19 protein-coding genes are annotated in these 14472 nt (G+C 57.9%); 15 read left to right on the forward strand and 4 right to left on the reverse strand.

Annotation, left to right across the window (positions count from 1 at the left end; translation table 11 throughout):
- Window positions 1–19 precede the first annotated feature (19 nt).
- The 8 genes from trmD (at window position 20) to N7U68_RS09605 (ending at window position 5293) form a co-directional block, all read left to right on the forward strand.
- On the forward strand, window positions 20–826 hold the full coding sequence (gene trmD, locus N7U68_RS09570; protein WP_263048960.1) for a tRNA (guanosine(37)-N1)-methyltransferase TrmD: 807 nt from the start codon (window positions 20–22) through the stop codon (window positions 824–826).
- Between the two features lie 65 nt (window positions 827–891).
- Window positions 892–1197 carry an EthD family reductase gene (locus N7U68_RS09575; protein WP_263048961.1) on the forward strand — a complete coding sequence of 102 codons (306 nt, stop codon included), beginning with the start codon at window positions 892–894 and terminating at the stop codon, window positions 1195–1197.
- Window positions 1198–1495: 298 nt separating this feature from the next.
- Window positions 1496–1879, forward strand: coding sequence for a 50S ribosomal protein L19 (gene rplS, locus N7U68_RS09580; protein ID WP_165196051.1), 384 nt, complete (start codon window positions 1496–1498; stop codon window positions 1877–1879).
- A gap of 11 nt (window positions 1880–1890) precedes the next feature.
- Window positions 1891–2112 (forward strand): 50S ribosomal protein L31, encoded by a 222-nt coding sequence (rpmE, locus tag N7U68_RS09585; protein WP_165196049.1) that lies wholly within the window; start codon window positions 1891–1893, stop codon window positions 2110–2112.
- A 174-nt stretch (window positions 2113–2286) separates the two neighbouring features.
- On the forward strand, window positions 2287–2763 hold the full coding sequence (smpB, locus tag N7U68_RS09590) for an SsrA-binding protein SmpB (RefSeq protein ID WP_165196047.1): 477 nt from the start codon (window positions 2287–2289) through the stop codon (window positions 2761–2763).
- A 99-nt stretch (window positions 2764–2862) separates the two neighbouring features.
- A complete protein-coding gene (locus N7U68_RS09595) occupies window positions 2863–3138 on the forward strand; it encodes a hypothetical protein (protein WP_165196045.1) in 276 nt (91 codons plus the stop codon).
- Between the two features lie 113 nt (window positions 3139–3251).
- Window positions 3252–4109, forward strand: a complete 858-nt coding sequence (gene sseA, locus N7U68_RS09600; protein WP_263048962.1) for a 3-mercaptopyruvate sulfurtransferase — start codon at window positions 3252–3254, stop codon at window positions 4107–4109.
- The gene (locus N7U68_RS09605; protein ID WP_263048963.1) at window positions 4109–5293 is read left to right on the forward strand and encodes an amino acid aminotransferase; all 1185 of its coding nucleotides are present in this window, start codon (window positions 4109–4111) and stop codon (window positions 5291–5293) included. Before sseA ends, N7U68_RS09605 begins: the two co-directional genes overlap by 1 nt.
- A gap of 83 nt (window positions 5294–5376) precedes the next feature.
- Here the strand turns inward: N7U68_RS09605 and N7U68_RS09610 are convergent, their stop codons facing one another.
- Together N7U68_RS09610 and N7U68_RS09615 are read right to left on the reverse strand one after the other, a co-directional pair.
- A complete protein-coding gene (locus tag N7U68_RS09610) occupies window positions 5377–5994 on the reverse strand; it encodes a TetR/AcrR family transcriptional regulator (protein WP_263048964.1) in 618 nt (205 codons plus the stop codon).
- Between the two features lie 127 nt (window positions 5995–6121).
- Window positions 6122–6295, reverse strand: a complete 174-nt coding sequence (locus N7U68_RS09615; protein WP_165196037.1) for a hypothetical protein — start codon at window positions 6293–6295, stop codon at window positions 6122–6124.
- A 169-nt stretch (window positions 6296–6464) separates the two neighbouring features.
- Here N7U68_RS09615 and mbfA point away from each other — a divergent pair, with 169 nt between their 5' ends.
- Window positions 6465–7442 (forward strand): iron exporter MbfA, encoded by a 978-nt coding sequence (gene mbfA / locus N7U68_RS09620; RefSeq protein WP_263049138.1) that lies wholly within the window; start codon window positions 6465–6467, stop codon window positions 7440–7442.
- A gap of 3 nt (window positions 7443–7445) precedes the next feature.
- Here the strand turns inward: mbfA and N7U68_RS09625 are convergent, their stop codons facing one another.
- Window positions 7446–7847, reverse strand: coding sequence for a hypothetical protein (locus tag N7U68_RS09625; RefSeq protein WP_165196035.1), 402 nt, complete (start codon window positions 7845–7847; stop codon window positions 7446–7448).
- A gap of 227 nt (window positions 7848–8074) precedes the next feature.
- On the opposite strand from N7U68_RS09625, the gene N7U68_RS09630 reads away from it, so the two are divergent.
- On the forward strand, window positions 8075–9007 hold the full coding sequence (locus tag N7U68_RS09630; protein ID WP_263048965.1) for an AEC family transporter: 933 nt from the start codon (window positions 8075–8077) through the stop codon (window positions 9005–9007).
- A gap of 38 nt (window positions 9008–9045) precedes the next feature.
- Here the strand turns inward: N7U68_RS09630 and N7U68_RS09635 are convergent, their stop codons facing one another.
- Window positions 9046–9432 carry a hypothetical protein gene (locus N7U68_RS09635; protein ID WP_263048966.1) on the reverse strand — a complete coding sequence of 129 codons (387 nt, stop codon included), beginning with the start codon at window positions 9430–9432 and terminating at the stop codon, window positions 9046–9048.
- Between the two features lie 235 nt (window positions 9433–9667).
- On the opposite strand from N7U68_RS09635, the gene fghA reads away from it, so the two are divergent.
- The 5 genes from fghA to N7U68_RS09660 all read left to right on the forward strand — a co-directional run bounded on the left by fghA (window position 9668) and on the right by N7U68_RS09660 (window position 14472).
- On the forward strand, window positions 9668–10498 hold the full coding sequence (gene fghA / locus N7U68_RS09640; protein WP_263048967.1) for an S-formylglutathione hydrolase: 831 nt from the start codon (window positions 9668–9670) through the stop codon (window positions 10496–10498).
- Window positions 10495–11928, forward strand: a complete 1434-nt coding sequence (gene sthA, locus N7U68_RS09645; RefSeq protein ID WP_263048968.1) for a Si-specific NAD(P)(+) transhydrogenase — start codon at window positions 10495–10497, stop codon at window positions 11926–11928. The genes fghA and sthA overlap by 4 nt, the downstream gene beginning before the upstream one ends.
- A gap of 79 nt (window positions 11929–12007) precedes the next feature.
- Window positions 12008–12454, forward strand: a complete 447-nt coding sequence (locus N7U68_RS09650; protein WP_263048969.1) for a YaiI/YqxD family protein — start codon at window positions 12008–12010, stop codon at window positions 12452–12454.
- 41 nt (window positions 12455–12495) lie between these two features.
- Window positions 12496–13410 (forward strand): homocysteine S-methyltransferase family protein, encoded by a 915-nt coding sequence (locus N7U68_RS09655; RefSeq protein WP_263048970.1) that lies wholly within the window; start codon window positions 12496–12498, stop codon window positions 13408–13410.
- A 102-nt stretch (window positions 13411–13512) separates the two neighbouring features.
- Complete coding sequence (locus tag N7U68_RS09660) at window positions 13513–14472, forward strand: DMT family transporter (protein WP_165196021.1); 960 nt, start codon at window positions 13513–13515, stop codon at window positions 14470–14472.

Consider the following 14472-nt stretch of genomic DNA (forward strand, 5'->3'; position numbering starts at 1 on the left):
CCGCGCTATGGGCAGTCTTATGTCCGACACGCCCAAATCCTACGGTCGCAAATCCATCAAGCTTTCTGCGACACCACAGGAGCTGATGACGCACAACCCGCGTCTAGCGAATGCGTGGCGTGCCCAGGTGATTACGCTGCTACCAGAAGCCTTTCCCGGCATTCTGGGCGAGAGCCTGACAGGTCGCGCACTCAAAGATGGCTTATGGAGCCTCGATACCATCGATCTGCGCCGTTATGGCATTGGCAAACACCGAAATGTCGACGACACACCCGCAGGTGGCGGTGCAGGGATGGTCCTGCGCGCCGATGTAATGGGGGCCGCGATCGAAACGGCACTGGCAGATGCACCTGCCTGCGCGCCTCTGATCTATCTTAGTCCACGCGGCCAGAACTTTGATCAGGGTATGGCACAGACTTGGGCCGATGCACCCGGCATAACGCTGATCTGTGGCCGGTTCGAGGGGTTGGATCAACGGGTGATCGACCACTATGGCGCGACCGAGGTCAGCTTGGGCGATTTCGTCATGACCGGCGGCGAGATCGCAGCGCAGGCAATGATTGACGCCGCCATTCGCCTGCGCCCCGGCGTTCTGGGCAACGCTGCCAGCACGCAGGACGAAAGCCACGCCAGCGGTCTGCTGGAACACCCCCAATACACGCGCCCCGCCGAATGGCAGGGTCGCGCCATCCCACCTGTGCTAATGTCCGGCAATCATGGCGAAATCGCCAAGTGGCGCCAACAACAGGCCGAGGCGTTGACTGCGGAACGTCGCCCCGATCTGTGGCACGCATGGCGCAGGTCCAAAGGACATACAGACGATTGAGAATTTTTCCGCTAAGTTAATATTATTTCTGCTAAGTTATCTGAATTCGAATAAAGGAACGACCGATGAGCGTGTCGCTGCAAGTTATTTACCCTGCCACAGAGCGCAGCCATTTTGATATGGAGTATTACACAGAAACCCACCTGCCGCTGATTGATCCGCAGCTTGGTGCGCATCTGGAAAACGTCGTTGTGACCAAGGGAATCTCTGGGCCCGATAGCACCCCGGCCGCCTATCACGCCATCGCCACGTTGATCTTCGCCGACGCTGATGCGTTCACAGCGGCAATGGGCAAGATCAGCCCATTGGTCGAGGACATACCGAATTTCACCGACGTGACGCCACAGATGATGATCGGCGAAACAATCTGATCCGCCGCAGATTGCGACGACCCGGCGAAAGTGCCTTGAATTTGGTGCGCAACTCTGGTTTATCGCGCCCATTCCGGGGTCTGCCCCGCGTTAGGTGATTCCCGTTTTCTTCGGACGGTGCAAACGCCGCGCATCTGGTACAGGTTCACGGAATGCCGAAAGGCACCAAAAGGCAAAGACGATCTGATCTCTGGCGGGCCTGCCCTATCTGCGGCAGGAACCCGAACGAAGCCCAAGAGCTCTCAAGTCGCGCAAACACTTTGCGGATCAAAACCGCAAGCATTGTAGGAGAGAAGCGATGGATATTATCGCTCAGATCGAGGCCGAACAGATTGCCTCGCTCGGGAAGGAAATTCCCGATTTCAAATCCGGCGACACCGTTCGCGTCGGCTTTAAGGTGACCGAGGGTACACGTACCCGCGTCCAGAACTTTGAAGGTGTGTGCATCGCACGCAACAACGGCAGCGGCATCGCCGGTTCGTTCACCGTTCGCAAGATTTCCTTTGGTGAAGGTGTGGAACGGGTTTTCCCACTCTATTCGACCAATATCGACAGCATCACCGTTGTACGCCGCGGTCGCGTCCGTCGTGCCAAGCTGTACTATCTGCGTGCACGTCGTGGCAAATCGGCCCGCATCGCGGAAGTGGCCAACTACAAGCCCAAAGCGGGCGCAGAAGCGTAAGGATTGGCGAGATGAAAAAAGACATTCACCCCGATTATCACATCATCGACGTCAAAATGACCGATGGCACGATCATTCAAATGCGCTCGACCTACGGCAAGGAAGGCGAGCAACTGTCGCTCGATATCGATCCTACCGTACACCCGGCCTGGACTGGTGGCACCGGCCGCCTGATGGATACCGGCGGACGCGTTTCGAAGTTCAAGAAAAAATACGAAGGTCTAGGATTCTAAAACCCGACCTATGGACAGTGAAGTTGTGCCGCCCCACTCTGGGGCGGCGTTTTTCGTTGGTATGAGCGGAATGAGCGCCCGTAATGCAACAATGACGACGATCAAGATGTCTTGGCCAGCAGATGCAGACGGGCCATGCTGGACATCATCCCCCGCCATGCCTAAGTCAGGCGCATGGCCAAGGAAAAAGACAATCCCAACTACAAAGTGATCGCCGAGAACCGGCGGGCACGCTTCGATTATGCCATCGAAGATGATATCGAGTGCGGTATCATCCTGGAGGGGTCAGAGGTCAAATCTCTGCGCGTCAACAGCGCCAATATCGCCGAGAGCTATGCCGCCGTCGAAGAGGGTGAACTGTGGCTTGTGAACAGCTATATCGCGCCGTATTTGCAAGCTAAAACCTTCGGACACGAGGAAAAGCGGCGGCGCAAGCTGTTGGTATCCCGGCGCGAAATGGCGCGGCTCTGGAACGATACACAGCGCAAGGGCATGACACTGGTGCCACTGGTGCTGTATTTCAATCACCGCGGTCTGGCGAAAATGAAGATCGGCATCGCCAAGGGCAAGAAGAACGTTGATAAGCGTGAAACCCAAGCAAAGCGCGACTGGAGTCGCCAAAAGCAACGCTTGCTCAAGGATCATCGCTGATCCGTCGGCGGTGATGCGGGACTGACAATTTTCCCCTCAGTTGCGGCCAGTAAAATGGGCTAAACCTGTCCCAGATCCCAAGGGCAGAGGAGATTTCCCATGGACCTACTTATCGGCTTGATCGCAGGCGCAGTCGGCGGCAACGCCGCTGGCGGCATTATGAAAAACCTCAACCTTGGCGTTCTTGGAAATTCCATCGTCGGCATATTGGGCGGCGGTCTGGGCGCTCAGTTATTGTCGATGATTGGTGCTGGCGGTATCGCTGACGGCGGCATGGATATCGGCGGGATCGTTGGGCAGATCGCTGCGGGTGGCGTCGGCGGTGGTGGCCTGCTGGCCATCATCGGGGCGGTTCGAAACGCCCTCGGCAAATAGCCGCACAGATATAGAGCGATCACGAGGCCGGGTGTTCTGGAAACGGGACAGCCGGTCTTGCCTTGCGCCCCGCCGGGTTGTACCCAGAACGCAATCAAATTTGCGGGGGCCCCATGGCGACAGATGATCCCAAAACACTGGTTTCCACCGAATGGCTCGGCGCCCATTTGAAGGACCCTGATCTGCGTATTCTGGATGGTAGCTGGTATCTGCCCGGCGATGGGCGCGATCCAAAGGCTGAATACGATGTCGCCCACATCCCCGGCGCGCGATTCTTTGACATCGACGACATCTCGGACAGCCGGTCAACCCTGCCGCATATGGTGCCGACAACCGAAAAATTCATGTCGCGCCTACGGGCAATGGGCGTCGGCGACGGGCATCAGGTCGTGGTCTATGATGGTGCGGGGGTCTTCTCGGCAGCCCGTGTGTGGTGGTTGTTTAAGCTGATGGGCCAACAAAACATTGCTGTCCTCGACGGTGGTCTGCCAAAATGGCAGGCCGAGGATCGCCCTATAGAGGACATGCCACCCATCATCCGCGACCGACACATGACGGTGCGCCGCCAGAATCATCTGGTCAAGGATGTCACGCAGGTCTCTGCTGCGGCCAAATTGGGCGATCACACAATTCTTGATGCGCGCGCCGCTGCACGGTTTCGCGGTGACGCGCCGGAACCTCGCGAGGGGCTGCGCGCGGGACACATCCCCGGATCACGCAACATGCCCTATACTGAGTTGCAAAACGCGGATGGCACGATGAAAGATGCTGACGCCCTGCGCGCGGCATTGCAAGCCGCCGGAGCCGATCTTTCGAAACCGGTGATCACCACTTGCGGCTCTGGCATCAGTGCCGCCATTATCAACCTCGCGCTGGAACGGATCGGCAAGACTGATCATGCTCTCTATGACGGCTCTTGGGCCGAATGGGGTGCCTCGCCCACCGTGCCGATCGCGACCGGAGACGCCTGATGCTGAACGCCCTGAATGAGCAATCCCCTGACAAAATCCTGATGTTGATGCAGGCGTTCAAGGAGGATCCCCGCCCGGTCAAGATCGATCTGGGCGTTGGCGTCTACAAGAATGCCAACGGTCAAACCCCGATCATGCGTGCGGTCAAGAAGGCCGAACAACAATGGTGGGAAGAGGAAACCAGCAAGAGCTACGTTAATCTGGCAGGCGACCCCGAGTTTTCTGACATGATGATCGGGCTTATTCTCGGCTCCAGCGTCGCCCGCAATTCTGTGGCGGCCATCGCCACGCCGGGCGGCACAGGTGCCCTGCGGCAGGCGTTCGAACTGATCCAGATGGCCAGCCCCGAGGCAAAGGTATTCGTATCGGACCCGACATGGCCCAATCATCTGAGCATCCTGCGCCATCTCGGGATCGAAACCGTATCCTATAGGTATTTCGACAGTGCCACGGGCGCTGTCAATTTCGATGGCATGATGCAAGATCTGGCCAAAGTGTCCAAAGGCGATGTCGTGTTATTGCATGGTTGCTGCCACAATCCGACCGGGGCAAACCTGAACCTGACCGAATGGCAGACCGTGGTTGACCTACTGAACGAAATCGGTGCGGTGCCGATGATCGACATCGCCTATCAGGGCTTTGGCGATGGGCTGGAGGCCGATGCGAAAGGCACCCGACTGGTCGCCACGTCCTGTCCCGAGACGTTGATCGCCGCAAGCTGTTCAAAAAATTTCGGCATCTACCGCGAACGAACCGGCATCCTGATGGCGGTCTCGCAAGATAGCAGCCTGCGCAATCTCGCCCAGAGCAACATGACACACCTCAATCGGCAGAATTATTCATTTCCGCCCGATCACGGCGCGCGGCTGGTCACGCATGTGCTGCGCGATGATGATCTGCGGGCAGACTGGCAGGCAGAGCTGGACGATATCAGGAACGGTATGCTGACCTTGCGCCAGCAATTGGCAGATGAGTTGCAGCGCCTGTCTGGCTCCAACCGATTCGGATTCATCGCCCAGCATCGTGGCATGTTCTCTCGTCTGGGCCTGTCCAGTGCGCAAGTAGAACAGATCAGGGCAGATCATGCGATCTACATGGTCGGTGACAGTCGTATCAATATCGCCGGGCTGAATGACGAATCGGTGCCACTGTTGGCGGACGCAATGATCAAGGTCGGGGCCTGACGCTTTTTCAGCTTTGGACAACGACCAGCCCGCATAGTCGCGAAATCCATCGGCCCCCATCAAACATGGTGGGTACTATGGGTTCAGACGCCGTAGCGGGCCAAGAACATCTTGACCACTTCATCCACCACGTGCGTGATCCGCGCGTCGTCAAAATCACTTTCAACACCGCATAGCTGGCGCGTGAACAAATCACATTTGCACAGCTCGCCGAACTGATTGGCAGCCATCTCCATATCTTCGATCTGCAACGTCCCGCGATCAACGTAGATTTGTAGCACGTCGCTCAACCGTGACCGCACCAATGCCGGTCCCGATTCATAGAACCGCTTGCCAAGCTCGGGAAAGCGAAAGGATTCGGCAACACAAATGCGAAATACCTGCTGACCGAACTTCGTCAGAAAGAACCGTACGATCCGGTCCGCCGCCTCATGCAAGGCTACCTCGACCGGCGCATTCACGTCGATCACATCCATCGCCGCTTCGGCCTGACGGTTACACTCGACTCGCGCCACTTCGGAAAACAGCAGCCGCTTGTCGGGGAAATATGAATAGAGCGTCGCCTTGGACACACCAGCCTCACGGGCGATGTCGTCCACACTGGCGCCCTCGAACCCGTCGCGCATGAAGACATCGCGCGCACCATCCAGCACCTGAGCGAATTTTCGACCCTTTTTAATCTCTGCAGATGCCGTTGGCATGCACTTCCTCCTCTGGCATTTCCACAGTCTAGTGCGGATACCAGTGAATCTGAAACAAGGAAAGTGCATGACGCGGCACGAATGTGGCGCGGCACTCAACGTGCCTGCGCCACAAGCCACGCAAAGCTCAACCGTCGATGTCGACCGCACCGCGCGTTGGTGTGTCCGGCGTTGTTGGGGTGGGATAGGTCAGGACCGGAGTCAGGCTGCTAAAGTCATAGCTGAGCGCCAAGGTCGGAACGAACGCCATTGGCAGCGCCAGTGACGCAGCAAGGACAATGAGGAATTTTCTAAGTTTCATGTTACACCTCTATCTGAACTAAACTGTTCAGATAGAGGTGTAAACCGATCGGTTTAGATTGCAAGCCAGAAGTGAACTATCTGGTTTACTTTTTGGCGGCGGGCCAGCACCCTTGAAACTCGGGAGTTACCCGCGATAGATTAGAATGGTTCTAAATAGTGAGGCAGAAATGATTCCCGGCCTGTCCCATCGTCGCCGTTTCCGTGATCTGAGCGAGCAGGAAATTCTAGCTCTGGCAATCTCTTCAGAAGAAGACGATGCCCGCATCTATCGCAGCTATGCAGAGCGACTGCGCGCTGACTTCCCCGGCAGTGCCGAGGTGTTTGACGGCATGGCCGCCGAGGAGGACGAGCATCGTCAGCGGTTGATTGATCTGCATGTAGCCCGCTTTGGCGCGGTGATCCCGCTGATCCGGCGCGAACATGTGGCCGGTTTCTATGCCCGCCGCCCGGTTTGGCTGGTCGAAAATCTGGGGATTGAACGCATACGTGCCGAAGCCACCGCAATGGAACAAGATGCAGAGCGGTTTTACCATAACGCCGCTGCGCGTTGCACAGACGCAGCCACCCGCAAGCTTCTGGGTGATCTGGCAGCCGCCGAGGCCGGCCATCAGCAAAGTGCCGATGAACTGGAATCCCGCCATCTGGACCCTGACGCACGCGCATCAGAAGAGGCCACCGCCAACCGTCAGTTTATCCTGACCTGGGTGCAACCGGGTCTGGCCGGGTTGATGGACGGCTCGGTCAGCACCCTCGCGCCGATTTTTGCCACTGCCTTTGCTACACAGGACACTTGGACCACCTTTCTGGTCGGGCTTGCTGCGTCTGTCGGGGCTGGCATCTCGATGGGCTTCACCGAGGCAGCCAGCGACGACGGAGAGCTATCGGGGCGCGGCAGCCCGGTGAAACGCGGTTTCGCCAGCGGCATGATGACCACTATTGGCGGGCTGGGCCACGCCCTGCCCTATTTGATTACTGATTTCTGGACCGCCACTGTGATCGCCATCATCGTTGTTTTTATAGAGTTGTGGGCGATTGCCTGGATTCAAAACAAATTCATGGAAACACCGTTTTTCCGGGCGGCGTTTCAGGTCGTGCTGGGTGGCGCGCTGGTCTTTGCGGCGGGCGTTCTGATCGGAAGCGGATAGTGTTTATTCGCCACCCTCGACTTCAGGTGGGCTTGTTGGCCGACTGACAGGCCCCGGCGTGGTCTGCGGTGCAGCTGGCGGCGCAAATACTGTGGTGATCGGATCAGGCGTCGGGCCCGGCGCGCGCTGCAACACCGGTGGCGAGGCCAGCAACGCTTCCTTATCTGCGCGCGGCAATCGGGCGATACGGTTCGCGCAATCTTCGATCGTCTCGCAAAAAACCGCCCGACCTTTGACAGTAAATTCGTAATCCACGTCAGTGATCGCCGAGGTTTGCGTCGAAACGCGGGTAATCAGATAATGTGTCCCGTCCACCTCGATAACTTGGGTATCGCGTGTAATGCCGCAGGCCGACACGGCCAAACATATCCCGATCCCAATCGGTACGCCAAATACTCTAAACATTGTTTTCCTCCTATTTCCGGCCCACACATTCGGTATTTTGCGTTGCCGGAATTGAACACTCCTCTAAAAAATGAACCCTTGAATGCACCCATCGCATGTCGCAAGTCATGCGATCCGCCACCAGCCTACCACACAACAGCAAACAGCTCTGGAAAATGTCTGTTTCGCAAAGGTGCATTTGCCAGCAGGTGAATTGACGCGGCCCGGCGACGTGGTATCAGTCCCTCATGCTCGCCATCTTCCTCCAGACCCTGCCTTTTTTCCTGATCATCGGGCTGGGCTTTGGCGCGGGAAAAACCGGGTTCTTCTCGGACGAGGCAACCGGGTGGTTGACCAAGTTCGTATTCTATTTTGCCCTGTCGGCGATGCTGTTTCGGTTTTCCGCCAATCTCAGCCTTGCCGAGATATTCGATCTTCGGTTCGTTCTGGCCTATCTATGGGCAACGGCCTTTGTTTACTGCATTGCCACGACCGTCGCCCTTTTGCGTGGGTTGAGCATTGAAGTCGCCTCGGTAGAGGCGCAATGCGCCGTTATCGGCAATGTCGGATTTCTGGGGATCCCGATGCTGGTGATGCTGATGGGCGAAGCCGCTATTGCGCCGGTAATGATGGTGCTGGCGGTCGACCTGATCGTTTTCGGATCGCTGATCGTGATCCTGATCACCGGATCGCGGGACGGGCGCATGAGCATCGGAATTTTGCGCACCGTGGGCCTGGGATTGCTCAAAAACCCGATGATCGTCTCCATCGTGCTCGGTATGCTCTGGTCCTCGTTGGCCCTGCCGATCCCGGACCCAATGAATGACTTTCTGTCGATCCTTGGCGGCGCGGCCACGCCCGGCGCGCTCTTTGCTATTGGCGCTTCGCTGGCGTCCAAATCTGCAGAACGCCTGTCGGTCGCGGGCTGGCTGACGGCGTGCAAGCTGATCCTACACCCCGCTTTCGTGGCGATTTCGGCGCTCTGGCTGTTTCGTGTGGATCCGTATTCAGCCGCCGTGATGATCGCAGCTGCGGCACTGCCCGTGGCTGGTAACGTCTATATCCTCGCACGGCATTACGGCGTCGCACCACAGCGCGTATCGGCCTCGATCCTGATCTCGACAACATTGGCAGTCGTGACAGTTTCGCTGGTGATTGGCTGGGTGCGAACGCTTAGCTGAATGCCAATGCCCGCGGCTGGGATGTCGGCATAGGACCTTCAGAATAGCGAATCGTGCCAACCGCTCACCTTGCCCGTACAGACCCAATCCTTGCTGCTGCGCATGGAACCCACCCAAGTGTAGCGAGCGTCACCGCTGCTGTGAGCATTGTAGCCGCTGAAGGTATACTTGCTCCGACCGTTGACATGGCTGGCGCCGCAATCGGGCTTACCCTTGGTGCGGCGGGTGCAAACCTTGATATAAATGCCTCCCGCGCATTTGTTGTGGATCGTCGTAATCAATTTGTTGCCCGACCATTTCGACGACGACGAGACACATCCAGACGCATTGTAACAACCATCCGAATCCTGCGCATGGCCCGGTAGCGCCGTCAGAGCAAGAAACACAGCCGCGGATAATATCCTGCTAAAATATTGTTTCGACACGGTAAACCTCCTTCAATTTTACTAAACGCCACGAAGCAATCACATCGCACGCGTTCCGGTCAAGCCAACCGACCCAACCTTTTTTTGGTAGCCCCCTGCGCGAACAGATTACCTTGCACTCTGTCCTGTCCTTTCGGTCCTGATACGGCTGCCCCGCGCAATTGCCTATTCTCGCAGCGATGATATAGGCTGTCGCAAAGACCGAAGACTTGCTCTTCACTACAAGGAGACAGCCATGCAAACCAAATCCGAAAATGCCTGCTTTGGCGGGGTACAGGGCGTCTATTCCCATGCCTCCGATGCATGTAAATGTGACATGACCTTCGGTCTATTCTTACCAGCCGAGGCGCGCGACGGTCCGGTTCCCGTTTTGTGGTATCTGTCGGGGCTGACCTGCACCCATGAAAACGCCATGACCAAGGCCGGCGCTCAGGGGTGGGCGGCGGAACAGGGGATCGCGCTGATTTTTCCCGACACGTCGCCACGCGGCGATGCAGTGGCCGATGACGAGGCATATGATCTGGGCAAGGGTGCCGGGTTCTACGTGAATGCGACACAGGACCTCTGGGCGCCGCACTACAAGATGTGGGATTATATCGCCGACGAACTGCCTGCTCTGATCACCGGGAATTTCGCGATTGACGGGGATCGGCAGGCAATCACTGGCCATTCGATGGGCGGGCACGGCGCGCTGACACTGGCGATGGGGCTGCCCGGACGTTACACATCCGTTTCGGCCTTTTCACCGATCTGCAACACCACTGGCAGCGACTGGGGCCGCAAACAACTGAGTGCGTATCTGGGCGATGATGAGGCCGGATGGGCCGCCCATGACGCCAGCCTCGTGATGCGCGAGCGCGGCTTTGACGGACCTGTGCTGACCGATACAGGCACTAAGGATCAGTTTGCCGATCTGCTAAAGACTGAAACACTGGCCGAAGCCGCAATGGCGCGCCGCCAACAGGCGACGATCCGTATGCAGCCGGGCTATGATCACAGCTACTTCTTTGTCCAAAGCTTCATAGAGGATCACATCGCCTTCCACGCCGAGGCGCTGTACGCATGACGCATTACGACCTGATCATCATCGGATCGGGCCCGTCGGGCCGCTCTGCCGCAATTCAGGCTGGCAAGCTGAAACGCCGGGTTCTTGTCATAGACCGCAAGGATCGGCTGGGCGGCGTGTCTGTTCATACCGGCACGATCCCGTCTAAAACCCTGCGCGAAACGGTATTGAATCTGTCGGGCTGGCGCGAGCGCAGTTTTTATGGACGTTCTTACCGTGTCAAAGATGACATCGACGCTGGCGATCTCAAGGCGCGGCTGCACAAAACGCTGGATTACGAAGTCGATGTGCTGGAACACCAGTTCAATCGCAACCATGTCGATACGCTGAACGGGTTGGCGCGCTTTACCGGACCGAACGACATTGAGGTGGCAACAGAAGCTGGCGACGTGACCAAGCTGACGGCAGACAGGTTCCTCATTGCCACTGGCACCCAAACCTACCGCCCCGAAAATGTGCCATTCAACGGCACGACCATCGTGGACAGCGACGAGTTTCTGGAACTGGCGACAATCCCGCGCAGCCTGACCGTGGTTGGCGCTGGCGTGATTGGCGTAGAATACGCCACAATGTTCTCGGCGCTTGACGTACGCGTGACACTGATCGAGCCGCGCGATAGTTTTCTCGACTTCATTGATCGCACGCTGATTCAGGATTTCACGCACCAGATTCGCGAGAACGGTGTCGACCTGCGGCTCGCGTCGGCGATCGAGACCATCGAGGACGCCGGCAATCATGTCGAAATCACGCTCGCCAACGGACGACACGTGCGCAGTGAAATGTTGCTCTTTGCCGCCGGACGCATGGGGGCCACTGCGAAATTGAACGTAACGGCGGCGGGATTGAAAACCGATCACCGTGGCCGCCTGTCAGTGGACCGCAAGACGTACCAGACGCCCGTGCCGCATATCTACGCGACGGGCGATGTCATCGGACATCCCAGCCTTGCATCGGCATCGATCCAGCAAGGGCGCGTTGCCGCATGTCATGCGCTAGACACGCCGACCCTGCCCGAAAGCCCGTGGTTCCCATATGGTATCTATTCCGTTCCCGAAATCAGCACTTGCGGCATGTCCGAAGAAGAGATGCAGGAACGTGGCATTCCCTACGAAGTCGGCGTTGCCCGGTTCCGCGAGACCAGCCGTGGACATATCATGGGGTTGGAGCATGGCATGCTAAAGATGCTCTTTTCGCTCAAGACGCGGCGCGTTCTGGGCGTGCAGATCGTTGGCGAAGGCGCAACCGAACTCATTCACATCGCGCAGGCGGTTCTGAACCTCAAGGGCACGGTCGATTACTTCGTGCAGAACACGTTCAACTATCCCACCCTCGCCGAGGCCTATAAGATCGCTGGTCTGGATGCATTCAACCGCATGCCCATTCCCGAAGCCTACAAAGTGCCCCGTGCCGAAGGGAAAAAGCCCGCGTGATCCCCTTGCGATTCTCTTCGCCGGAGAAAATGACGGCAGAAAATCCGAAGAGTTTTCTCGTCCCAATCAGGAGCCAGCGATGCCCATCTATGTCGACGCCGATGCCTGCCCTGTAAAGGAAGAGGTCGAACGCGTGGGCACCCGCCACAAGGTGCAGATGTTCATCGTCTCGAATGGTGGGTTGCGCCCGTCGCAAAATCCTCTGGTGGATAATGTGATCGTACCCGATGGCCCCGACGTGGCCGATATGTGGATCGCTGATCGCGCCGGATCCGGTGATGTTGTGATCACCGGCGATATCCCTCTGGCGGCCAAATGCGTGGCCGCTGGTGCCCGCGTACTAAAGCACAACGGCGAAGCGTTAACCGAAGCAAACATCGGCAACATCCTCGCCACCCGTGATCTGATGGCAGACATTCGCGCGGTAGACCCGTTTCGTCAGGGCGGCGGCAAAGGGTTCACCAAGGCAGACCGCTCGCGGTTTCTGGATGCGTTGGAACGGGCCCTGCGCGCAACGTCTGTCTAGATTTGTGGTATTGAGGTGTCACCAAACAAGGATCAGACACCATGCCTCCGCTGCTACGCCCAGAGCTACTCTACCTCAGCTACGTCGGTATCGAAACCGATCTGATCTTCAATCACGGCATCGACCTGCCAGAGTTCAGCCTCTATCCAAAGGTCGAAACCGAGGACGGGCGTGCGCTGCTGCGGCGCTACGCCAAGGCACAAATCGCAATAGCCACGGCCAACGGAATGGGCGCGATTCTTGAAACACCGACTTGGATGGCAAACACTGATCGCGCCGCCGCGCTGGGATATAATGCCGAGGCATTGGACAGGATCAATGCAAAGGCGGTCACACTCCTGCGCGAGGACCGCACGGCGAGCGAGCACCATGTATTGATCAGCGGCAATATCGGCCCACGCGATGACGCCTATGCCCCCTCTGAACAGATGGATGCCGATACTGCATGCGCCTATCACACCCGACAGATCAACGCGCTGCGCGGTGTGGACATGATCGGAGCGTTCACATTGACCTATGTCGCAGAAGCGATCGGGATCGCGCGCGCAGCTCAGGCTGCGGAAACACCCGTGGTCCTCTCCTTCACGGTCGAAACCGACGGCCGATTGCCGGATGGCATGGCACTCTGCGATGCCATGGCGGCCTGTGATGACGCCACTGACGGCAGTGCAGCATTCTACATGATCAACTGCGCCCACCCCGAACATTTTGCACATGTGCTCGATGGCGGCGCGTGGCAGCAAAGACTTGGTGGTATCGTGGTTAATGCCTCGCGTTGCAGCCATGCAGAACTGGATGCAGCAACCAAATTGGACGCTGGCGATCCCAAAGCCCTAGGCGTTCAGATCGCGGCACTCTCCGCAGACCATAGAAATCTGCGGGTTTTTGGCGGTTGCTGCGGCACCGATGCGAGGCACCTCAACGCGATCGCGACTGCGTTGCGCGCAGAGAACTGATCGCAAACGCCGACAAAGGCTTTACAATCTTCGTACACTCACGCTTTCTGGGCATTGGCAACACGGTGCATTTCGCGCCTCCTCCAACCCCAAAGGCATGCTATGACGGCCGAAATGGTCAAGCGGAACAACAGCATCGGCGCGCTTTTTGCGTTGGCTGCGATGGTGTGTTTTTCGTTCAACGACATGGGCATAAAGTTCCTGAGCGACCATTACGCGCTGCATCAGGTCGTGCTCTATCGCTCGGTGGTGGGCATGGTGTTTTTCCTGTGTTTCATCATGCCTTTCAACGGTGGGTTTTCCCTGATCCGCACCCGACGCCTGCGCGCGCACCTGCTGCGCGGCTCGTTCGTCGTCTTTGCCAACATGAGCCTTTTTCTGGGGCTCGCAGCCATGCCCATCGCAGATGCAATTGCGGTCTTCTTTGTATCGCCCATGGCGATCGCGGTCATGTCAGTGCTGGTGCTCGGCGAAACAGTCGCGCCGCGCCGCTGGGTGGCCATTGCGATAGGGTTCGCAGGGGTGCTGGTGATTGTGCAGCCGGGGACATCGGCCTTTCAGGTGGCCTCGTTTCTACCCGCGCTGGCCGCGATCCTGTACGGGTCGATGCACATGATAACCCGGCGCATCCGCGCAACCGAAAGCGCCGCTACGATGGCGTTCTACATCCTGCTGACCTTTATCGTCGCCAGCTCCACCTTTGGGCTGCTACTGGGCGATGGGCGTTATGCTGACTCTGCGCATCCGTCGCTCGCGTTCCTGCTGCGGGCGTGGCAGCCACTGGAACCCGACGATATTGTCATCATCATCATGCTCGGGATCACCGGGGTCGTCGGGGGGGTTCTTGTCAGTCAGGCATATCGCCTGAGCGAGGCCGCCTTTGCCGCGCCGTTTGAATACATCGCCATGCCGCTGGCGATCATGTGGGGGGTGACGGTGTTCGGAACTTGGCCTCAGCCAAACGCCTGGGCGGGCATCGCATTGATTATTGGGTCGGGTTTTTACCTTCTGTGGAGCGAAACCAACGGTTCCACACTGCCCCGACCCCAACCGCGCAGGTAA

It is taken from the genome of Roseovarius pelagicus, from assembly GCF_025639885.1.
In the GTDB taxonomy this organism is placed as follows: domain Bacteria; phylum Pseudomonadota; class Alphaproteobacteria; order Rhodobacterales; family Rhodobacteraceae; genus Roseovarius; species Roseovarius pelagicus.